This is a genomic window from Blautia sp. DFI.6.71 (genome assembly GCF_020593585.1).
Taxonomy (GTDB): Bacteria; Bacillota; Clostridia; order Lachnospirales; family Lachnospiraceae; genus Blautia_A; species Blautia_A wexlerae.
The window spans coordinates 214,992-234,296 of the sequence record NZ_JAJDMJ010000001.1 but is presented as its reverse complement, the minus strand read 5'-3'; the positions used below and the strand labels follow the sequence as shown (position 1 = coordinate 234,296).

At 42.6% G+C, this 19,305-nt stretch carries 29 protein-coding genes and 1 pseudogene; 5 read left to right on the top strand and 25 right to left on the bottom strand.

Annotated features, from left to right (window positions below; all coding sequences use genetic code 11):
- Window positions 1-36 precede the first annotated feature (36 nt).
- From LJE12_RS21000 to LJE12_RS01275, 3 genes are all read left to right on the top strand, one after another.
- A complete protein-coding gene (locus LJE12_RS21000) occupies window positions 37-102 on the top strand; it encodes a DUF6783 domain-containing protein (protein ID WP_319017442.1) in 66 nt (21 codons plus the stop codon).
- A gap of 6 nt (window positions 103-108) precedes the next feature.
- Complete coding sequence (locus LJE12_RS20995) at window positions 109-198, top strand: DUF6783 domain-containing protein (protein ID WP_368221829.1); 90 nt, start codon at window positions 109-111, stop codon at window positions 196-198.
- 235 nt (window positions 199-433) lie between these two features.
- The gene (locus LJE12_RS01275; protein WP_173700049.1) at window positions 434-1,828 is read left to right on the top strand and encodes a CapA family protein; all 1,395 of its coding nucleotides are present in this window, start codon (window positions 434-436) and stop codon (window positions 1,826-1,828) included.
- A 258-nt stretch (window positions 1,829-2,086) separates the two neighbouring features.
- Here LJE12_RS01275 and LJE12_RS01270 read toward each other — a convergent pair whose 3' ends face one another.
- Both LJE12_RS01270 and LJE12_RS01265 read right to left on the bottom strand, forming a co-directional pair.
- Window positions 2,087-2,287 (bottom strand): helix-turn-helix domain-containing protein, encoded by a 201-nt coding sequence (locus LJE12_RS01270; RefSeq protein WP_020993785.1) that lies wholly within the window; start codon window positions 2,285-2,287, stop codon window positions 2,087-2,089.
- 113 nt (window positions 2,288-2,400) lie between these two features.
- Complete coding sequence (locus tag LJE12_RS01265) at window positions 2,401-2,538, bottom strand: hypothetical protein (protein ID WP_008704555.1); 138 nt, start codon at window positions 2,536-2,538, stop codon at window positions 2,401-2,403.
- Window positions 2,539-2,748: 210 nt separating this feature from the next.
- Between LJE12_RS01265 and LJE12_RS01260 the strand changes: the two genes are divergently transcribed.
- Both LJE12_RS01260 and LJE12_RS01255 read left to right on the top strand, forming a co-directional pair.
- Window positions 2,749-3,675 (top strand): amidoligase family protein, encoded by a 927-nt coding sequence (locus LJE12_RS01260; protein ID WP_118570954.1) that lies wholly within the window; start codon window positions 2,749-2,751, stop codon window positions 3,673-3,675.
- 47 nt (window positions 3,676-3,722) lie between these two features.
- On the top strand, window positions 3,723-4,163 hold the full coding sequence (locus tag LJE12_RS01255; RefSeq protein ID WP_118570955.1) for a gamma-glutamylcyclotransferase family protein: 441 nt from the start codon (window positions 3,723-3,725) through the stop codon (window positions 4,161-4,163).
- Between the two features lie 51 nt (window positions 4,164-4,214).
- Here LJE12_RS01255 and LJE12_RS20430 read toward each other — a convergent pair whose 3' ends face one another.
- The 23 genes and pseudogenes from LJE12_RS20430 to LJE12_RS01140 all read right to left on the bottom strand — a co-directional run bounded on the left by LJE12_RS20430 (window position 4,215) and on the right by LJE12_RS01140 (window position 19,303).
- Entirely contained in the window at window positions 4,215-4,475 is a 261-nt protein-coding gene (locus LJE12_RS20430; protein ID WP_008704558.1) for a helix-turn-helix domain-containing protein, read from the bottom strand.
- A gap of 227 nt (window positions 4,476-4,702) precedes the next feature.
- Window positions 4,703-6,073, bottom strand: coding sequence for an NlpC/P60 family protein (locus LJE12_RS01245; protein ID WP_227226253.1), 1,371 nt, complete (start codon window positions 6,071-6,073; stop codon window positions 4,703-4,705).
- Between the two features lie 41 nt (window positions 6,074-6,114).
- The gene (locus LJE12_RS01240) at window positions 6,115-6,429 is read right to left on the bottom strand and encodes a hypothetical protein (RefSeq protein WP_008704562.1); all 315 of its coding nucleotides are present in this window, start codon (window positions 6,427-6,429) and stop codon (window positions 6,115-6,117) included.
- Entirely contained in the window at window positions 6,426-6,758 is a 333-nt protein-coding gene (locus LJE12_RS01235) for a hypothetical protein (RefSeq protein ID WP_227226251.1), read from the bottom strand. Before LJE12_RS01235 ends, LJE12_RS01240 begins: the two co-directional genes overlap by 4 nt.
- Window positions 6,759-6,774: 16 nt before the next feature.
- A complete protein-coding gene (locus LJE12_RS01230; protein ID WP_118570956.1) occupies window positions 6,775-7,086 on the bottom strand; it encodes a hypothetical protein in 312 nt (103 codons plus the stop codon).
- 110 nt (window positions 7,087-7,196) lie between these two features.
- Entirely contained in the window at window positions 7,197-7,367 is a 171-nt protein-coding gene (locus tag LJE12_RS01225) for a hypothetical protein (RefSeq protein ID WP_182466314.1), read from the bottom strand.
- Window positions 7,364-7,498, bottom strand: a complete 135-nt coding sequence (locus tag LJE12_RS01220) for a CD1375 family protein (protein ID WP_320055396.1) — start codon at window positions 7,496-7,498, stop codon at window positions 7,364-7,366. The genes LJE12_RS01225 and LJE12_RS01220 overlap by 4 nt, the downstream gene beginning before the upstream one ends.
- 56 nt (window positions 7,499-7,554) lie before the next feature.
- Complete coding sequence (locus tag LJE12_RS01215; RefSeq protein ID WP_147421136.1) at window positions 7,555-7,899, bottom strand: hypothetical protein; 345 nt, start codon at window positions 7,897-7,899, stop codon at window positions 7,555-7,557.
- Window positions 7,841-9,118 carry an RNA-directed DNA polymerase gene (locus LJE12_RS01210; protein ID WP_227226249.1) on the bottom strand — a complete coding sequence of 426 codons (1,278 nt, stop codon included), beginning with the start codon at window positions 9,116-9,118 and terminating at the stop codon, window positions 7,841-7,843. The genes LJE12_RS01215 and LJE12_RS01210 overlap by 59 nt, the downstream gene beginning before the upstream one ends.
- A gap of 403 nt (window positions 9,119-9,521) precedes the next feature.
- Complete coding sequence (locus LJE12_RS01205; protein WP_227226247.1) at window positions 9,522-11,804, bottom strand: hypothetical protein; 2,283 nt, start codon at window positions 11,802-11,804, stop codon at window positions 9,522-9,524.
- Window positions 11,804-12,526 (bottom strand): hypothetical protein, encoded by a 723-nt coding sequence (locus LJE12_RS01200; protein ID WP_055150060.1) that lies wholly within the window; start codon window positions 12,524-12,526, stop codon window positions 11,804-11,806. The genes LJE12_RS01205 and LJE12_RS01200 overlap by 1 nt, the downstream gene beginning before the upstream one ends.
- Window positions 12,527-12,596: 70 nt before the next feature.
- Window positions 12,597-13,910: a radical SAM peptide maturase, CXXX-repeat target family gene (locus tag LJE12_RS01195; RefSeq protein ID WP_118570961.1), complete on the bottom strand. Its 1,314-nt coding sequence runs from the start codon at window positions 13,908-13,910 to the stop codon at window positions 12,597-12,599.
- Window positions 13,907-14,236 (bottom strand): hypothetical protein, encoded by a 330-nt coding sequence (locus LJE12_RS01190; protein ID WP_008704579.1) that lies wholly within the window; start codon window positions 14,234-14,236, stop codon window positions 13,907-13,909. The genes LJE12_RS01195 and LJE12_RS01190 overlap by 4 nt, the downstream gene beginning before the upstream one ends.
- Window positions 14,233-14,502 (bottom strand): hypothetical protein, encoded by a 270-nt coding sequence (locus LJE12_RS01185; protein ID WP_227226327.1) that lies wholly within the window; start codon window positions 14,500-14,502, stop codon window positions 14,233-14,235. Before LJE12_RS01185 ends, LJE12_RS01190 begins: the two co-directional genes overlap by 4 nt.
- A 76-nt stretch (window positions 14,503-14,578) precedes the next feature.
- Window positions 14,579-14,650, bottom strand: a pseudogene (locus LJE12_RS20990) (hypothetical protein); the annotation flags it as partial.
- Window positions 14,647-15,003 (bottom strand): hypothetical protein, encoded by a 357-nt coding sequence (locus LJE12_RS01175; protein WP_167343386.1) that lies wholly within the window; start codon window positions 15,001-15,003, stop codon window positions 14,647-14,649. The pseudogene LJE12_RS20990 and the gene LJE12_RS01175, both read right to left, overlap by 4 nt.
- 49 nt (window positions 15,004-15,052) lie before the next feature.
- The gene (locus tag LJE12_RS01170) at window positions 15,053-15,583 is read right to left on the bottom strand and encodes a hypothetical protein (RefSeq protein ID WP_118570963.1); all 531 of its coding nucleotides are present in this window, start codon (window positions 15,581-15,583) and stop codon (window positions 15,053-15,055) included.
- A gap of 11 nt (window positions 15,584-15,594) precedes the next feature.
- Entirely contained in the window at window positions 15,595-16,197 is a 603-nt protein-coding gene (locus tag LJE12_RS01165) for a hypothetical protein (protein ID WP_118570964.1), read from the bottom strand.
- A gap of 14 nt (window positions 16,198-16,211) precedes the next feature.
- Complete coding sequence (locus LJE12_RS01160) at window positions 16,212-16,583, bottom strand: phage tail-collar fiber domain-containing protein (RefSeq protein ID WP_020993778.1); 372 nt, start codon at window positions 16,581-16,583, stop codon at window positions 16,212-16,214.
- On the bottom strand, window positions 16,583-17,341 hold the full coding sequence (locus tag LJE12_RS01155; protein WP_118570965.1) for a putative phage tail protein: 759 nt from the start codon (window positions 17,339-17,341) through the stop codon (window positions 16,583-16,585). Before LJE12_RS01155 ends, LJE12_RS01160 begins: the two co-directional genes overlap by 1 nt.
- A 2-nt stretch (window positions 17,342-17,343) precedes the next feature.
- Window positions 17,344-18,474, bottom strand: coding sequence for a baseplate J/gp47 family protein (locus tag LJE12_RS01150; RefSeq protein ID WP_118570966.1), 1,131 nt, complete (start codon window positions 18,472-18,474; stop codon window positions 17,344-17,346).
- Between the two features lie 4 nt (window positions 18,475-18,478).
- Complete coding sequence (locus LJE12_RS01145) at window positions 18,479-18,931, bottom strand: DUF2634 domain-containing protein (protein ID WP_020993777.1); 453 nt, start codon at window positions 18,929-18,931, stop codon at window positions 18,479-18,481.
- 21 nt (window positions 18,932-18,952) lie between these two features.
- Window positions 18,953-19,303 (bottom strand): hypothetical protein, encoded by a 351-nt coding sequence (locus tag LJE12_RS01140; RefSeq protein ID WP_008704590.1) that lies wholly within the window; start codon window positions 19,301-19,303, stop codon window positions 18,953-18,955.
- Window positions 19,304-19,305 lie beyond the last annotated feature (2 nt).

Sequence of the window (19,305 nt, the reverse complement as noted above, 5' to 3'; positions counted from 1 at the left end):
CGCTTTAGAGCGTGTCTGAAAAAGGCTTTCTGCAAGATGTGCGTCACAATTTGTGGAATATTTTGCCCGAATGAGGGCGCCGTAGCGGGCTACGGCAACTGAATTCGGGTGAAATATCCCGCAAAGTGGGGCGTGCAGATTGCGGGAATGATTTTTCAGACACGCTCTAGGATAACACATCTCATTCTTTGTCTGTAATATTTATGTAACCTTTTGTCATGGTATTATAACAAAAATACGGTTTTATGAAAAGACTTATTTCTTGACGATTCTGTGAATTCTCTATATACTTTGAATATATCCTATAGCAATTACGATTTATTTTTTGTTAATTCTGATCATCTGTTCAGATATTTTAACTGCCCGGTCTCTTTAATATTTTTTTAAATACTATATCTCTAATCTATTATAAACGAAAGCGAGAACTATACATATGAGCCTACAATCCAACAAGCGAAGCCAGACGAAATCTTCTTCTGCACGCAGGAAAGACATCTACAAAAAATCAAAATACTATCAGGAAAAAAGGCAAAAATTGCTGATTGCAACAGGTATCGGTATCTTTGTTCTGGTTTTTATACTTATTCTGGCAGGTATCCGCGGATGCAGCAACTATATAAGTTCCAGACAGGCAGCAGCCAAAAAAACTGTTTCCATGAACGCTTCTGAGGACAACAGCCAGAAAGCATCCTCAGATTCTCAGAACACGGATTCCTCCAATGCTACAGTATCTTCTCCTGTTTCTCTGACACTCAGTGTTGTCGGTGACTGCACTCTTGGCACAGATGAAACTTTTGATTATGATACCAGCTTAAATGCTTATTATGAAAATTACGGTGCAGATTATTTCCTGCAGAATGTAAAAGATATTTTCTCCACAGATGATCTGACTATTGCAAATTTTGAGGGAACACTCACCGATTCTGATGAACGGGAGGATAAAACATTTGCATTTAAAGCACCCGCATCCTATGCCTCTATTCTGACAGGCGGATCTGTAGAAGCCGTAAATACCGCTAACAATCACAGTCATGATTATGGTGAGCAGAGTTTCGATGATACTCTGGCAGCACTGGATGATGCAGGAATCGTTCATTTCGGATATGATGAAACTGCTGTTATGGATGTAAAGGGAATCAAAGTGGGATTAGTCGGTATCTATGAACTGTACGACCATCTTGAGCGCGAGCAGCAGTTAAAAGACAATATTGCAAAAGTAAAGGCAGACGGGGCACAGCTGATCGTAGTGATCTTCCACTGGGGTAATGAAACGGAAACCGTTCCGGACAGCAACCAGACAACACTTGGACGCATCGCGATCGATGAAGGCGCTGATCTTGTATGCGGACATCATCCGCATGTACTTCAGGGCATTGAAACTTATAAAGGCAGGAATATTGTATACAGCCTCGGAAACTTCTGCTTCGGCGGCAACAGTTCTCCAAGTGATATGGACACCATGATCTACCAGCAGACCTTTACTATTGATGCCGATGGGGTAAAAAAAGACAACGTGACCAATATCATTCCCTGCTCCATTTCTTCTGCTGCCTATGATGGATATAATAATTATCAGCCAACTCCGGCAGAAGGTGATGAGGCAACAAGAATCCTTGGAAAAATCAATGAGCGGAGTTCCTGGATTTCTACTGCAGAAGGCAGTACTTTTACTGCAAAATATAACAATAATAACGACTCCCAGAGCAGTTCTGCAGATACAGCTGCTTCAGATAGCGATATCGTCGATATGAACAGTTCAGCTTCAGATGACACAGACGCAGAGACATACGACGAATCCTATGATACTGATAATTCGGACGCCGAATAAATGGAGCCTTCATTCATCCAAAATCACATCAATACTTCAAAAGAGCTGAAAAATCCAGTTAAGGACTTCTCAGCTCTTTTTTATATTTTTACTATGCTTTTATCAGGCAGATAAAAGCATCCTCTTCGCTACTTACTCATAACCAGATAATTGATTGATATAATTATTTGGGTGACATTATATGATAATCATAGCATCCCGCATGTTAATGGCAGGTAACCAGAATCTAACATTTGTTAAATATATATAAGGAAGCATTTAATCTTCCTTATATTCTATAACATCCTCTATCTTGCAATGAAGAACTTTGCAGATCCTGTCTATCTGCTTTAAGTTGACTGGCTCGTTTTTCCCCATACTTGCCATGGTTCCAAAGCTAATGCCTGTCTCTCTCATTAAGTCACCTTTATTCATTCCTTTATCTATCAGAGTATGCCAAAGTGGATTATATGAGATCACTTTTTTCCCTCCTTACTGTTGACTTTATTTTTTCTTCCTGCTATTATTTATTTTAAGATACCGAGCAGAAGCAGGAAGTTTAGGAGTCTGCTCGGTGTCCAATCGCTTAGTTATTAATTCTTTTCTTTTAAAATGGAGAGGTTCTTGATTTTTTCAAGAGCCTCTTCTTTATCTTTACTGCTTTCAATGATCATCACGACCATTTCCATAATTGATTTAAACTCTAATGTTGTCATTTCGTCATTTTCCATTTCTTATCTCCTTTCCTGCCATCTCCTTGCTACAATTATATTATATCCCTTGTTCTCTATTTTGTCAACGTTATTCTCTAATATTTTATAGATTTTCTTTAATTTTCTATTGACATATACGGTACATATGGTAATATACAAACATAAACAGCAGAACAAACATTCGCATAGACGGTGCGAATGTTTGAGAGATAATAGGAGGAAAATGATATGTCAGAACTTTTAAAGAAACAGAACTACGGTGTTGAGGTTGAATTTACAGGTATTTCAAGAAAGATGGCCGCTGATGCAGTTGCAGAAATCATCGGAACTACAGCTTCCAGACCAGATCACACTTGTTACCAGACAAGAACCGTTCAGGATTCACAGGGAAGAAAATGGAAGGTAATGCGAGACAGCTCAATCCATCCAATTCGCAAAGTTGGAACTGAGAGCATAGACGAATACAGAGTTGAATTCGTAACACCGATTCTTAAATACGAAGACCTTGATACATTGCAGGCAATCATCCGTAAATTCAAAGAAATCGGCGGAGTTCCTCACAGTTCATGCGGAATCCATATTCATGTAGACGGAGCGAACCATACCGCAACATCTCTTCGCCGTCTGGTAAATTTCATGTATAGCCGACAGGAAATCATTTACGATGCGCTTGCAGTAGGTGACAGAAAATATCGTTGGTGCCAGCCAGTTTGCAAGAATTTACTTGATACAATGAAAAAAGACAAAAACATCACAACAGATTCCGTTGAGAAAATTTGGTACAGCCCAGCAAACGATGGCTACTGTGGTGGGATCAATCATCAGCATTATAACTCTACAAGATACCACGCATTGAATCTTCATAGCTTCTTCCAGAAAGGCACTGTTGAATTTAGACTTTTTAACAGCACTCTTCATGCAGGAAAAATTAAAGCGTATGTACAGTTTTGTTTAGCACTCTCTGCATGGTCCATCGAATCTGATGACAAAGTCATATTTAGATCCATGAACGGATACACAGCAAAGAAAAAAGTCACTCTGATGTACAACATCCTTACAAACAGACTTGGACTTTACGGAGACGAGTTCAAAACCTGCAGACTTCACATGATGAAACAGCTTCGCGAAAATGCAAAAGTGGAACAGGTTGCTTAGTTATAAATCAGCTGTCCTACCGGCTTGACGGGGAGAAAGGGAATGTCATGTTATATGTAGCATACGGTAGCAATCTCAATGTACAGCAAATGTCATACCGTTGCCCTGGAGCAACAGTCGCATTTACTGGATATCTGATAAATTGGAAATTGCTTTACAGGGGAAGCCGCACAGGATCTTATGCGACCGTCAAAAGGCAAAAAGGAAGTAGGGTTCCTGTTGCTGTTTGGAATATCGATAATAAAAACGAGAAGGCTCTTGATCTGTATGAGGGCTATCCGAGATTTTATAGAAAGAAAAATGTATTTGTGCAATTAAAAAACGGCACAAGGAAAAAGGCTATGATATATCTGTTGCCTGACTCAGCCACTGTGGGAAAACCATCTAATCGTTATGTTGAAACTGTATTGCAAGGTTACAAAGATATGGGATTTGATACAGATTATTTGTACGATTCGTTAGAATATAATTTAAAAGAAATGAATTAAAGAGGGGGATGTAACATTCCCCTCTTTAATAAGATGTAATCGTTGCAGCGGCTACATCTTTTTGTTGGGTTTCAGGGTTCCCTGGCGTGTATGGACAACTGACGTTTCTTTGTTCGGCACCCTAATGATCAATTCGTCTAGTTCACAGTTTAGCGCTTCGCATATTAGATCAAGGTGCTCAAGGTTTACCCTTTCCGTGAGCTCGTGGTACAACTCATTGATAGTGTTAGGACGTATTCCTGTCGCCCTTGCCAGGTCCGCCTGAGTAAGTCTTAATTCCCCAAGCTTTTTCGATAGCAAAATTTTTATCATGCCATTGCTCCTTCCGTTATAAATTACCACTTTATGGTAATACACGACGGAATTTGTTAGATTATATCGTTTTTGGCTATATCCTATCGAAATCTTGATAAGCGAAGCTTGTTCATATTATCATATTCAATGTATAAAAAAATAGCGGTAATATATGGAAGGAACTCCATTTACAGAGTTCCTTTTGATGTGATATATTTTAATGTGTTTTTAGAAGGCACCGTCTGTTAAATCAACTTCTTGAAGTATCCGGCTGGGACGAACTCCCTTACGAATCCTTCTGTCGGATGTGGAATCCGGATAAAATACCACTTTTTACCATTTACGGTTTCGGTGTATTTCATCACATCTACAACCGCATTCTTTTTAATCACTGGGAACATTTTCGCCTGAGTCTTACCAGCTACACTGTAGCATTTGCAGTCCTTTGTAAATCTCGCTACATAGGCTACTACGTTCTGCTTCTTTTCTGTGTCAGAAGCGGAGAAAATATTCCCTCTATACCTGAGCACGCAATTCCAAGGATAGTTCCGATAGCTCCGGATCAGAAACTCCTTACCAGTCTGGTCTCCCGGTTTGCCGCCATGAGCGGTACCTTTCTCGTTGATGCTGGCTTCTACCTCTTTACCATTTCCACAGTACATGGCTACATGATGCGCTTCATTCAGCAGCACATCTCCTCTGAGCAGACCAGATCCGGTTGCTACGTTAACTTTGCTCGTTACGTCTACAAATCCATTTTTCAGGAATACGTTCTTCATATCTCCTGTGTATGTAGCGCCACCAGACTTAACTGGAACTCCGGCGTTCTGCCATGCCTGAATTACAGCGGAGGAACAGTCGTAATCTCCTTTTTCTCCCCAGCGGTAGTCCTGATCGTAGCCGTGAGAATCATCTTTCGCCCATGTCTCCATCTGCCTTATTGCTTTTTCTGTTTTTGTCATTGCTACATCTTCCTTTCTTTCCGCAGTCACAGCATAATTCCTAATCATGCTGATTACCGCTTTCTGTCTGTCTGTGTAATCTCCTACCTGGTTCGGCGTCGAGTCTGCCGGATCCTTACATAACGTTGTATAAATCTTGTCTGCAGTGTACGGTTCCGGAGTTTTAGACAAGATTCTTTTCAATGCGTCAAAGCCACCCTGGTGCAGGACATTAATACATTCCATCATTGCGGAATCCGGCATGGATCCGTATGTTTTTTCGATGCTCTTCGCATATGTCTGTATCTGATCTTCCATATATTCGTCCTGGCATTTCTTCCCCAGATTAGTGCTAATAATGCTGATAATGCACTGACCTTTCGCAGATTCCGCTGTTACGGCGTATGTATCCCAGCTCTTCATCAGCAGGTCTTTTTCCATACCTGCATTATCCATGTCTTTGAATAGCTTCGGGTTTGCTCTCTGAATCCGGTATAACAGTTCTTTTGCTTCTCCTGCGTACCACTGGCCCGCACCGATCGTAATAGCTTTTTCATTGCTACAGTTCGCTCCGACCCCGGCAAAGCAGGAATAATCCTGCTTACCATATACCTGATCTCCGGATTCCACTGCGTACAGTGTTTTTCTCAACACAGTTATATTTTGCTTATCCATAAGTCCGCCTCGCAAAAAGGAGCCTTAAAACAGGCTCCTAACTACTCATTTTTATTCGGGAGTTTAATCTGTCCAAGCGACTGAATGACCTTATCATATCCAACCATTGCAGACAGCCATGAAAGCAGGATCAGCGCAATAAGGTATACTGCCATCTTGCTGTTTATCTGTGCATCCATCAAAATAATATATCCACTTCCTACAAGCACTGACAAAACTACAGCCACCCCTCCTGCAAGGAAATTTGCCTTGTAGGTTTTTTTTGACTCTTCAAGCAACTTCTTAATACCTTCAGTCACTAAGCCGGTAAAGATTGATACAATCATAAGTAACAGTAAAAAATATTCTAATGTCATAAATTATCCTCCTCATCTATGTTCCCGACATTCATGTCGGAATCATTTTGTTCTCGTCCTTCTTTTTCATCCTGTTTCTGCCATTTCCGATCCTGCTGTTTGTCTTTGTTTGTTCGGATCCAACCGCATATGCCGCACTCTCCAATCGTTGCCGCCACAACTGCGCAGGCATATGTTTCCGGCATACTTCCGCATTCCCGGAACACAAGGATCATCTGCCAATTGAACCATATAAAAAAAGCGCCGACGAGCATCAGCACAATGTTCAATGTTCCGACTTTCTTTATCGCCGAAACTATCTTTTTTATTTTCTTTTTTATAATAGCCATCTCAATGCTGCCTTTCTTATAAACCGAACTGCTTAAAGAAAAAACCGATTGCAAGACCAATCAGGGTTGTAAGTACATATCCTGTCACCTGCTTCCACATTTCTCCGTCCCGGCTTTCGAGCGATTCCAGACGTGCCCCCTGCTGTTCTTGCTCCTTGCACATCAGCTGAATGCTCTGTGCCAACTTCTCAACGGATGTTGTAAGCGAATTTATCTGCTTTGTGTTTCCTTCGAGCAGTTCCAGTCGTTTATTCTGTCTCCCGTTTTCTGCGTCGATTCTCTTGCAGAATTCCTCGTGCTCGGACCGGCTAATGTATTCCGCCTCCATATATTTCCTCCTATATTCCTGTCTACACCTTCTATTTTGACCTCTACGGTGGACTTCTTTGGCTATGCATAGTTTTACCTCCATTAAAAAAGAGCCTGCTCAGGCCCTTTTTATGCCATCAATTCTTCATCATCTGCATCGGCATACTTTCTACAATGAAATTCCAATGTATCCATATCCTGTTCAATCTCATCAAGGGTTCTTTCGCTCTCACCCTTATTAAGAAGCAGAAGATCATAAATCAATGACCATTGTTTACTTATTATCTGCAGTTTCGTCATTCTTCCTTTGCCAATTCTCCCATTCCGGAATCTTCCAGGATTTCTTTTACCTTTGCTTTCAGAAGTCTCGGTACCTCTGCATAAGTTTTCTTTCCAAGCATAATCTGCTGTGCCCATAACATTGCCATCATTTCTTTTCCTCCATCATTCTGTAATAATATAATAAAGTTACTCAACAGTCTCATCATTACTGATATACCAGTTCTGACATCTCAAGAACGCATCCTGTAAGCATTTCGTTCGATGCTTTCAATTCTTCAAATTGCTCTTCCAAGCTCTTTTCGACTTCCGGAACATAGGACATATACTTCGCAGGGGATGCCCTTACTGTTTCTTCGTTGATCTTGTCTGCAGACTCTCTGAACTGGTGATAATCATATTCATACATCATCTGCTTTGCTGAGTCTTCCATCTGACCCTGTTCAATTGTCACTTTCTTCTCATTCAGGCACAGTGTGACATCTACCATGCCATTATTGACAGGCTGCCAGCGCACTTCTGGCTGACGTTCCATATATTTCGCTTTTTGCATGTTTGCTGATCCTCCTTTTTGCAGCTGTGCAAACAGCATCAATGTTATATTTTCCCTTGGCGTATTTAGAATCGGTATGTTTGAACCATCCATAATAACTTGTACATTTATAAGCGGTCTGTAACGGGATTTCCATTTTATTTTTCATGCAGTACCAAGCAACAGAATACGCTTTCCTTGCCCGTAGAAAGATCTTGCTACGGATTTCTGTGTGTTCCCTATAAATTACATAGCCCATCATGTCTATTGGCTTACCGCGCCTTTCTGCCTTATCCTTTTCTCTGTAACTATCGTATTTTTTTCCTGTTTTAATACGATAATCAATCGGGAATAGGTCTGCATCCGGTTTTATTGTGAGTCCGTACTCTTTCAACAGGTACTTTTCTAACGCCCGAGCTGCCCTCTTAACATCAGCTTCCCGGGCTCCTATGAGCAAAATATCATCCATATACATGATACAAAAATATACAAGTCTTTTGCTTTCGGTAGCTCCATCACGGTGTTTTCTGGTCTTATGTAGGCTAAGTACATACACATAGGCTTTAGACAGGTAATAATTGCACAGAAACTGTGATAAACCGGAGCCGATATTAAGCCCCTGTTTGTATGTCCCTATCAGAAAGAACACAAGATACAGAAGGACTTCGTTCTTCACATCATGTTCCAACATACGTTTCAATTTACGGGTATCAACCGATGGATAGCATTTCCTTACATCGCCCTTCCAGGCATACCGAGATTGAGCATATTTCTTTCTGATCTGATGCTCTATTGCTCTTTTGCCTCCGAGCTGTCCTTTTCCTTTGATACTTGCATATTGATGATAGCCCAGTTTTCTTCTCCAGAGTTCATCCAGTCCTTCGCTGGCTATTTCGTCAAGAATAAGCTGTTTTACACTCTCCACTCCGATTTCTCGAAGCTTTCCGTTTATTCCATCTCGCCGCCAACCATACTGAATAGGTTCTACTTTCAACTCTCTGTTCTGGATTTCATATCTGAGACTTTCTGCAACTGTATGGACCAGACCAGATACCATGAGATCTCTTTCGTCTGTGTCCCGAAGCAATCGTTTCATAGCCTGCAAACTCATTGAGCTTGTGCGACCATGCAGATACTTTGCCACATCTGACCGTTTCCATTTTTCGTCAAGTGCTTCATTAATTGAATCTTCAATAAAATCATCTGCTAAAATATTTACATTCTTGCAGCATTTCTTCATAAAGGCATTTCCTTTCTGTGTGATTCAGGGACTTTCGGTTGTCTACTAGTCCCGGCTGACAGCGCACCTGCCAGTCTCCCCTTCCCACTCTGCAGATGTCAATCTACTTCATGAGAAAGGAATGGCCTTTTATCACGTATTTCGGGTATTCCCAAGTATAGGCTTCTTCAGCCGGCTTATGAGGTCGAGTATCAAATTTTTTATACACAGAAATTGTCGCGAGGATGTTCCACCAGGCATTCGTCAGGCCATTGTTGCCATTCACGCACGACGGGCCAGCGATGCCACCATTGTTCAGATTGCCACGCCGGAGGAGCTCCCGGACCTCATAAGTCCTTAAAAATATTCTATTTCATAGTTACTTTAAAATCATTTGTAGCCATTGGAGGGGACAGCCCCTCTGTCAGGCTGCCGCCTGCCATTCACCCCGTACGGCGTTAGGAGAAAGGGTCGCGAGGATGCCCCACCAGGCACCCGACAGGCCATTGTTGCCACCCACGCACGACGGGCCAGCGAAGCCACCATCGAACAGATCGCCACGCCGGAAGAGCTCCCGGCCTGTTCTTGTTCCAGCCGCAGGTTTTCCGCCGCAATACCAAGCATCAGCCCACCAAGCCTTATCGCCTCCTCCCCATTCAGTCGGAATCATTGTCCCTTTACCAAAGTCCACAAGCTGTCCTTTTACATACTTCCATGCATCGTATGCTTCCGGTAAGATGCCCACTTCTTCATAGGTACTTATGATCGTATCTAAATTGGTCGTCAGTAACTTAGCATTATTGGTTCGGTAATACTTATCGACTGTATTGCCATCTGCATCTGTTGAAACAATATGCATAGAGTTTCCGGACACAGAATATCCACCTGGAAGAATCTCGATGCCATTAATCTTGCAGATATTCTTTCCATCTGTGTTGGATACAGGACTTCCATCATAGCCTTGTACGGAATCAGTGGATCCTGTCTCCCAATGCATTGTACTTACTTTATAAGTAGTTGCAGTTGTAAATGAAGCAGACACATCCAAAACTAAAGCGCTATATGTATCGTCTACTTTTTCAATAGCTGTAATTTTTGCACTATCAACGATATTGTGCATATAATTATAGCCCCTATCGAAGTTAGTGTTCGAACCTGGATTTCCAATGCTGACCGACGAACCAATAACAAAATAATTCGCCTGATCTTTTGTGAGAATTACTCTCTTTGTATTTTCTTCAGCAACTGCGACATTGTACTGAGCAGTGTAAGCTGTGCATCCTCTCATATATGCCTGCAGGTCCTTTGTTCCGTACTTAATCATTGTCAACGCCAGAACCCATGCGGCATCAACATCTGTTTCAAAGCAGTATGCCGGACCCTGCTTTCGTGCATATGCAAAATTTGCATACGAAGGTTTGTTTCTGACGGGTTTTCCGTTGGTTACATATGGAACACCATCAATATCCACTGCCGCTCCTTTAGGATGGAGCATCCATCCCTGCACCGTATTGTCTGAACGAACACATTCTTTCATCGGAACATATCCTTCTTCTTTTCGAGGAAGCATGGACCAATGATGCAGCCAGCCATTGTCTTCTGCATTTCGCTCTTTTTTGTAATAAAGTCCCATGTTCATGATTCCACGATTGACTTTTCCTGTCGTCTTATATCCCGGCATTCCTTCAATTGCAGTAATTTTCTGGTTTCCATCATCATCGAGGATCCAGTTCACTTCAATCGGGCGGAATGCTTCGAGAGTTCCAATTTGGTCTTCTCCAGCTGTCGTATTTGTGGACGGTGTGCAGGTAAGACCAGACAGAGCATCTAAACGATTTACCGTGCAGGCCTGTGTAACATCCGGATCAAGGTCTTCTACCGTATAAATTTCTCTAGTACGGCGCATAGCATAGTAGCGCTCAATTGCACTCTCTAAAGTGCCACCAGCTGCATTAATAGCTGCCAGCTGCTCAGCTGCTACGCTTTTAATCCCCTGCGTCTGTGTTGCTGATTCAGCCTGTACATTTTTAATTTCAGATGCACCTGTATTATTGATCTCAGTTTTTCTCGCATCGATTGTGTCGTTTATAGCTTTCTGAGACGCATCCACCATAGAATTTTTTGTTGCAGTTATTTCATTTTTTATCTCCTCCGCTTTTGTATCTACGGATTTGTTTATGGTTTCTATTGCACTCGTTGTCTTTTCAGAAAACGTATTGTCCAGTCCAGCAATTTTATCATTTACATTTTTCTCAGATGTCGCAGCGGATGATGCAGCCTTTTCAGCCGCATTTTTGTATCCGGCAACAACATCTTTTGCATTCTCCGCATCTCTGGCCGAAGCTGCTGCTGCTCCGGCTGAGTTCGAAGCCGCCTGTGCACTTATTTCTGAAGCCTTTGCACTTGTCTCCGCCTCAGATGCTTTTTCTTTTGCTGTCCTGGCCGCTTCTTTAGTTTCTGTCACTAAGTTTTTGAAATCTGGAGTTGCTTCTCCCGGTACTGAAGAACAGAACCATCTGTCTGTACTTTCGCCAGGAGATGGGCGCACACCAATCGTCCCGTTTTCCAGGCATACATATGAGCCGCCCTCGTATGAAACCATATCTAAGAAGTTGTATGTTTTAGAGTCAGAGTAGCTTCCATCGGGGTTTGTCGTAACATTTCCCATGTTAGTCCACTGGCCACTTCCTGTTGTTTTATTTGCCATTAACCTCTATCCCTCCATTTGTATTCGAGCTTAGAGCCGTTAAGTCTAAACTCTATATCCGTTTCTTCTGGATTATTCCGCATAAGAAGACAAGGAGGCTGAATGCGAAACTCGACAAAGCACACATTTCCATCCTCGCCTTTCAGATCAGCTTCCTTTTCTTTTACATAAGCATCGATATCATTCTTCGCATCTTCCACCTGTCCAGGGATTCCCATTACCGCCTGTTCTGCCTGATGTGCATAATATTTTGCGTTATCCATAAGACTCTCCGGATCTTCTGCCAATCCGACAGCGAATCTCTCAGCCAGCTTTCCGTATTTCTGGACATTCATATTTGTTGCGTCAAAATATCTGAGAATCTGTTCAAAGTAGTTCTTAGCTTCCGCTACGGTATCGCCAGAAGTATAGCCGGCATTGACTACGATAATGGCAACTTTATTTGTCACCATGAAGTCTCCTGCCATTACAGAAACATAGCAAACCCCGGAAGTCTTAAAAAAGCTATCCGGGATATCACATCTGTCTTCTTCTAACAGCTTTGGCTCTTTCGTTCCTTCTGCGTTTTCAAACACAGCTGTTTTTGCCAGCCCATCCCAATCCGTAGAATGAAACTGAAATACTGCCGTAAACACATTTTTGATGCCTTCTGTTGCGAAAATATTCTCCGTTTTTGAAATCTTGAGGTTTTTGACATTAAAGATAACTTCTTGTTTTATCATTTAAAACACCTCTCTTTTTTACCACATTTTTCCGATATTATCGCTTTTTGTTATTTAATATCGAAAATCGTTATAAACTGCACAGCATATCCCATTCATGTTTGCTGATAATGTTAAGTGCCCATTCTTCCGGTACATGATTCTCCATATGCTTGTCGATATTATTTTTCTCATAATAGTGATTCCAGAAATAAATATTTCCCAGCGCACGTGCTTTGTGCATATCGCAAATATAAGTTGCTCTTGCATCCGGTGTACCGAACACCTGATAGTTGTATGCAGTACACCAACTACAGCCTTCTGCGACAGGACAGTTAAAGCACTCGTCTGTGCTCTGTGTTCTCCTGTCAATTTTCTTCAAGCATTCTACGCGGCATCTGTCGCATTCCGTCTGGCAGATTCCTGTATCCACATCTCCTATACTATATGGTTCCTGCTGCCCCGCCAGAGAGCTTTCCATATATCTCAGACATGGATAGATAATTCCATCTGGATCAACAGCAAGCATTACGCCATTGCCACCGCACCAGTTTTCCAGGTCGTCAGGCTGCTTCGGGTGAAAGAAATTTTCCTCGAACAGTGAAATGTAATAATCATTCTCCATATCAAGATTGTGTTCCAAGATATAGTCTGCAAGCTTCTTCAGCTGGTCATAAAAAACCGTTGCATGGATCATCTGCCATCCTTCTTCGTAGACGCAGTTTGCATTGATCTCGTTATATCCAAGATCGATCATGTGCGTAATTGCATCGTACACATGCATCACATTTGCAGGAGCTATCGTAACCTTGCTACCCATATATCCACCTTTGTTTACCCAATCTTTCGCCGCTGAAATTGCCAGATCATAAGATGGCCGCCCATCCGGAAATACCCGGCAGGAATCGTGAAGTTCTTTATTTCCGTCAACAGTCACAGAAAAAGACAGGCGCTGATTCCATTTCTGTAAAACTCTCTGTACTTCCGGTTCGAAGTAGCACACTCCATTCGAACATATGGAAAACATCGTTCTCGTCAGCCACGGATGGTTTAATTCGATCATCCTGTTAATCGTGTAGCTGCAGATCTGGTCAATTAATTCAATCTCCAGCAGGGGTTCCCCACCAATAAAATCAATGATAAGCCCAGGGCTTTTTTGAGGATTTATGTAATCGCCCACACCCTTATTTCCAGACAGTAAAAGATCAACCATTTTCTTCGCTGTTTCAAACGACATCTTCTTTTTGCCCTTATGTGTCTGGTAACAATACTTGCATGCCAGATTGCAGTCATCAGTGACCTGAAATGTAACGGTCTGAGTCAGAATCTTTTCTGTCCCTACCGGTTCGTGCAGCTCAGGATATAATCTGCTCAGCCTTTCGGAATATTGTTCTGTTCTTTTCATTTGATTCCCTCAATTTCACAATTGCACAGAATGTCTACTTTCAGTTCTCCTGTCTTGTACTCAAGATTCCATTTGGTCTTGTGATGTTTAAGAATCTCCGGAATATATTTTTTCTCAAGCTCTGCTACTGCCATGCTGAACTGTGCATCCAATTCCGCTCCCTGTTTCTGATAAGCCTTAAATGCCGGGCTATTGATTACATCTGGGTCTTCCATATGTGATTCGATGATTCTCTGCAGGACATCTTTAGTAAATCCCCTTTCGTAGTCCAGTCTTTCGATGTACTCTGCCTCTTTGCTGTCTACTTTAATAATTACTGTTCTCATTTTTTCCTCCTAATTAAATGAATATATCGGTGTAGTCGCCTGTCCGTAGCACTGATTCCTGCAGGTCCCGCCACAATCACTCTGACAGCTTGATGCACAGGATGTAGAGCATCCTCCGCAGCTGGTTCCGCAGCCTCCAGAACAATTGCTTTTGCAGGTTCCCATGCAGCTATCTGTGCATCCGGAACCACAGGAATTTCCACAACCCGAACAGCCGCTACAGCCAGTACAAGACTGAGCGCAGGAAGCTGTACACTTATTATCACAACCCTGACAAGTACCAGAACAGGTACCAGAACAGGTACCGGAACAGGTACCGGAGCAGGTACCAGTGCAAGTATTACTGCATCCTTCGCAAGTCCATGTGCATGAAGAATAACATCCGCCTTCGCACCAGGTATTGCAGTCGTTCATACAATTCGCTGTGCATGTCGTGTTGCAACCGCCTTTGCATCCACCTGTGCAGTCATCAGCGCATGTCGCAAAGCAACTGTTTCCACATCCACCTGTGCAGTCTGCGCAAGTGTCTGAACAATTCGCTGTGCAGGTCTGAAGGCAATCCGTTTTGCATCCTGCCTCGCAATCATCTGCGCATGTCCGTTGACATCCAGTGCATTCATCCGAACAATTATGATTGCACTGCTTTGTGCATGTTTTGTTACAAGTACCAGAGCAGGTACCTGAGCATATCGTACTGCAATTTCGTGAACAAGAAGTCCCGCATCCGCCGCAGTTGCCAGACGCTGTGGACTTACAGCTCGTTGCACAACTCGTTCCACATCCTTTTGAACACGCCATAGATATCACCTCCTCTCATTATGTAGTCATCGCGCCGGTTGTACATCCGGAACCACAGGTATGTGTGCATCCAGAAAAACAGCCATCTGAACAACCACCGCAGGATGTAGAACAGCCATCTGAACAACTCTTTGCGCAAGTGGTATCGCAACCACCAGTACACCCAGTGCATCCCTGACAGCCAGATGTGCAAGAACCTACACATAACCCCGTACAGAGTCCTCTGCACCCACTATCACTTGCCTGCTTATCTATTTTTGCAAGGGTATCAACAAATTTCTCCGCCTGATCGACGATCACATCTGCTCCACTATGACTCTGTTGCAGGCTGTTATTCTGCAAAAAATCCGCTACATTAAGCAGCGGATCAATAACCTTTTGTATATGTTCATCTGTAATGTCTCCCCCAGTGACCGGAACAGCATTATAATCATAATTTGCAGCAAATTTATTCATTGAAGCGCTTGAACCATGCTCCACACAGCTTCTCCTTGCCATTTCTTTTTTTACTTTTGCCCGCAATTCTACAAGTCTCTCTGCTGATATCATATAGCCACCGCCTACAAACTCGTGATTGCTGTCTGAGCCGGCTGAAGCATGACATAATCAACGGACACCGTTATATTTGCGCTATTTTTCAGCAATCTCGCAGTAATAGTAACCGTATCATTCAATTCAACATTAAGTCCAAACGTCTGATAAACTCCTGCTCTTTCAAACATATTTGCAGTAATAGTTCTGGTTTCCAATATCGCTCCGCCAGACGTTACATTTAATTCGATTAGCCCGCCGTTATTTGAATTTGAGTTCACTTTCACTCTAATCAACAAGCTATAGAGTCCTTTTCTGAGACTATCGATTGCTTTTTGAAACAGTGTCTGTACTGATGCTGTCGACGACGTTTTCCTGATAACGCTGAACTGCGCGCTTGCATCTACGATATTTGCATCCGCCGACAGCTCTGGTCCTCCATAGGTATTGTCAATCGCAAGTGTGTCAATCCGTTCGATCATCTTTGCTACCCGTCGTTCGAGATATATAGTATTAAGCAGTAATGTCCTAAACATAGGATTTACTACATCCGCATGAACCAGATCCTTTGTCTCGATGATTCTCAAAGCTTCATTGAACTCCGGATTCTCCGGGATAACCACGTTCGCCATATATAATCATCTCCTTACTGTAAAACATCATCAATTTCAAATCTCATTGATACATTCGAATCTTTACCTTTTGGAAGAAAATTAGCAATCATGATGATGTCTCCTTCAGAGTCATACAATCCGATCTCACTTATGCTCTTTCCGTTGGCTTCAGATCCATTTAATGTGCAATAATATTCACACTTGTTTTCATTGGTTTTAAGTGTATGTCCATCTACCGCTTTTCGAAGAAATTCATTTTTCAATGTTTCTCCCGGACTAAGAACTGTTGAACCATTCGAGCCGCCACTTCCAAACGCAAATCCTACAATCTTAGGCAGAGTGATCTCTCCGGCTCTGGCTCTCAGGATTTTCGTCCTTCCTACTACTGTTACCTTTCCTTCCATCACAATTCCTCCGTTGTTACTTCTGTATCAAATTTTATCGTTCCATCCCATTTATACTCACCATTCCACTGATTAAGGTTCTTGTAGATCATTACATTCCCAGTCATTCCGACCGGAAGCTTTTCTGTTATCTCGCATTTAACTTCTATTAACGGCACAGAATATCCTTCCATCCAGGTATGCTGCATTCCTATATCTAACGCTGGGAATAGAACTCTTTCCCTCTCACTGCATATTGCGGCTTCAATAACATATCGAGCCTGCATTGACAGATGAGATGGCTTTATTTTGCGGATATATCCCAGCAGAATATCGACGGAATATATCGGATAGTCAGCACCAATAAGCAAATCTACATTGAAGATATACTTCTCAACCTGCTCCGAGACGCTCGCAGAAAGCCCAAATACGGTCTGTATAATGTTTTCCAGTCTATAAGGCGTAATGGACGATCTGGACGTCCTATCGCGCCGATTCACGACTGCTTTTCGGCGATCATCAATGTCTTTTGTCCTGTCAATCGGTATTCCATATGTCAGTTCATGAAAATACATTCCCCATGCCGCCGTTTCCGGAAATGACTGACTTTGCGCTTCTTCAATCCTTTTGATTGCCGTATCCAGTTCTAAACCCATGACCTCAAAAATCCATTTTCCGACGTACGACTTATCATACCATCCTCTCGTCACATACGTCAGGAGCCTCTGAGCAACCTCATTTGCAGGAAAATGTTCCAGATCAACATTATCTATATGCATCTCTATCCCTCCGTAAAATTAAGCTCCGTCGCAGTTGTGATTGGATAATAGTCTGCTGCAACCGATATGTTGTTCGTATTTTCATTTATGCGAAAATCTGAAAAGTCAATTACTCCAGCTGTATTAGACAACAATGCAGATGCAACCGTATACCGAATTTCTTCACTGTCCTTAGCTTCCCTGTAGTAGGTCTTTAATGCTGTCAGGAATGCTTCCTTTACATTGTCGATACTGTAATTGCTTTCCAGTTCAAGCACTGCACTGTAGGATACAGTCATGTCCTTCACTGTAGATATCGTTACGGATGCTCCAATCGGAGCCAAACGCTTCATTCTGTCCTTTGGGGATACAATATAGTCTTCAACTGCTTTTAGAGTATCTTCTCCAACCGCAGAACCATCCGGATCCGCAACAACAACCTTAACGGTGCCAGGTCCTTTCCATTCAGCTTCGACCACGGCAGAACCAACACCAGATACTTCTTTCGCCCAACGGACATAATCTGCGTCACATCCTACAAAGGAAACCTCTGCGGAGCGAAGCTTTTCAAGGATTCTTTCTCGGTATGTGTCGTCGTCCTCTTCGTCTGTGCCACCCCTGATAGGATTCTCATTCGTCACAGAAGTAACATTCTTGTTTGGCTGTTTCTGCAATGTCACAGTATTTCTTGTCACATTATAAGAAGCTCCTGTGAGAACAGACGCAACAGGTATGTCAACCGTTCCCTGCTCTGGTATAGTTGCTTCCTCAGTCGTCGCAAATTCAACAGATTCGACATCTGTCGTACCTTCTGTACAAAATACCGTCCCTTCCTCGATAATCGTTCCAGCGGTGCCTACGACGGTCACATGACCGGATGCTCTGCTCGCCTGCTTTCGTGTAACCTTTGCAGATACACCATGCAAATCAAGCCATTGACCCCAAGCCCACATCGGGAACATCAACATCAATGTCCGGGTAAGGTTATACTGTATTAACCTCGATATTTCAATCGCTGTTGGCATTGTGAAATCGTATGGGAAATCTGCCGGCATATCAGAGATATCAACAGGCAGATTGTTCATCATCCTGGATTGGATCGTATCAGGATCACTATTATCTATAAATTCTGGAGTTACAAATTCTTCTGTCAAATTCTCATCTCCTTTTCAATGTTACTTCTAAATCAAATTTCTCCCAGTGTATTGCGTACACTGTAAATTTCACATAAACCACAGATGGTTCCCATGAGAACTCAAAGTCCTCTACGGATTCAGTCCTTGGATTTACCATCAGAGCCTCTTCTATGGTACGTTCAATTGCCAGTTCCACAGCTGTGTCATCTTCTTCCTTCATGGCATCTTCCATCTCTGCACCGATGTCATCGTCGTACCCGAGGCAACTATATCTTTCTGTTGATACGGCCTTCACGCACCATATCTTGTACGCTTCAAGTCCTTCGCTTTTGAGCATACAAAAAGGAGATTTACAAACGAAATCTCCTTTCTCTAAGTCCCACGCCACAGATGGCTTGTACTCTGTATCATATTCTTCATTTTCTTCCTCATATTCCGGTATATCCACCACCGGATATAAGTTATTGTCTGCCATATGTCCTCCTATACTGTCCTCTTATACCGGTCTGGTTATAATGTCGATCACAACAGCAGTGTCTTGCACCCACGCAATCAACACTCTGTCTCCGGCCTGCAACTGCCGCATAGATTCCGGAAGATATGCTTTTCCAGAATGTTCATCTGCCCGGACATCGCAAAATGCATCTCCCGTCTTTCCAAGAGTTAATTGCCTACAAACTCTGTAATCACTCTTAGGAATTGGAATCGGAAATGTATTCGAGAGCAGGCTGCCGTCTGCCTGAATCTCTGCAAAATCAAGGCAGAGCGGCTTATCTGCATGATCTCTCATTCTTGCATCTAATACCGCAGCTAATCGTGCGACACCGTCATTACTGTCATATGCCATAT

Coding starts and splice junctions, on each gene's coding strand:
- LJE12_RS01275 (WP_173700049.1), top strand. CDS start 434: ATGAGCCTACAATCCAACAAGCGAAGCCAGACGAAATCTTCTTCTGCA.
- LJE12_RS01265 (WP_008704555.1), bottom strand. CDS start 2,538: ATGGAAAATGACGAAATGACAACATTAGAGTTTAAATCAATTATGGAA.
- LJE12_RS01260 (WP_118570954.1), top strand. CDS start 2,749: ATGTCAGAACTTTTAAAGAAACAGAACTACGGTGTTGAGGTTGAATTT.
- LJE12_RS01255 (WP_118570955.1), top strand. CDS start 3,723: ATGTTATATGTAGCATACGGTAGCAATCTCAATGTACAGCAAATGTCA.
- LJE12_RS20430 (WP_008704558.1), bottom strand. CDS start 4,475: ATGATAAAAATTTTGCTATCGAAAAAGCTTGGGGAATTAAGACTTACT.
- LJE12_RS01245 (WP_227226253.1), bottom strand. CDS start 6,073: ATGGATAAGCAAAATATAACTGTGTTGAGAAAAACACTGTACGCAGTG.
- LJE12_RS01240 (WP_008704562.1), bottom strand. CDS start 6,429: ATGACATTAGAATATTTTTTACTGTTACTTATGATTGTATCAATCTTT.
- LJE12_RS01235 (WP_227226251.1), bottom strand. CDS start 6,758: ATGGCTATTATAAAAAAGAAAATAAAAAAGATAGTTTCGGCGATAAAG.
- LJE12_RS01230 (WP_118570956.1), bottom strand. CDS start 7,086: ATGGAGGCGGAATACATTAGCCGGTCCGAGCACGAGGAATTCTGCAAG.
- LJE12_RS01225 (WP_182466314.1), bottom strand. CDS start 7,367: ATGACGAAACTGCAGATAATAAGTAAACAATGGTCATTGATTTATGAT.
- LJE12_RS01220 (WP_320055396.1), bottom strand. CDS start 7,498: ATGATGGCAATGTTATGGGCACAGCAGATTATGCTTGGAAAGAAAACT.
- LJE12_RS01215 (WP_147421136.1), bottom strand. CDS start 7,899: ATGCAAAAAGCGAAATATATGGAACGTCAGCCAGAAGTGCGCTGGCAG.
- LJE12_RS01210 (WP_227226249.1), bottom strand. CDS start 9,118: ATGAAGAAATGCTGCAAGAATGTAAATATTTTAGCAGATGATTTTATT.
- LJE12_RS01205 (WP_227226247.1), bottom strand. CDS start 11,804: ATGGCAAATAAAACAACAGGAAGTGGCCAGTGGACTAACATGGGAAAT.
- LJE12_RS01200 (WP_055150060.1), bottom strand. CDS start 12,526: ATGATAAAACAAGAAGTTATCTTTAATGTCAAAAACCTCAAGATTTCA.
- LJE12_RS01195 (WP_118570961.1), bottom strand. CDS start 13,910: ATGAAAAGAACAGAACAATATTCCGAAAGGCTGAGCAGATTATATCCT.
- LJE12_RS01190 (WP_008704579.1), bottom strand. CDS start 14,236: ATGAGAACAGTAATTATTAAAGTAGACAGCAAAGAGGCAGAGTACATC.
- LJE12_RS01170 (WP_118570963.1), bottom strand. CDS start 15,583: ATGATATCAGCAGAGAGACTTGTAGAATTGCGGGCAAAAGTAAAAAAA.
- LJE12_RS01165 (WP_118570964.1), bottom strand. CDS start 16,197: ATGGCGAACGTGGTTATCCCGGAGAATCCGGAGTTCAATGAAGCTTTG.
- LJE12_RS01160 (WP_020993778.1), bottom strand. CDS start 16,583: ATGGAAGGAAAGGTAACAGTAGTAGGAAGGACGAAAATCCTGAGAGCC.
- LJE12_RS01155 (WP_118570965.1), bottom strand. CDS start 17,341: ATGCATATAGATAATGTTGATCTGGAACATTTTCCTGCAAATGAGGTT.
- LJE12_RS01145 (WP_020993777.1), bottom strand. CDS start 18,931: ATGGCAGACAATAACTTATATCCGGTGGTGGATATACCGGAATATGAG.
- LJE12_RS01140 (WP_008704590.1), bottom strand. CDS start 19,303: ATGGCATATGACAGTAATGACGGTGTCGCACGATTAGCTGCGGTATTA.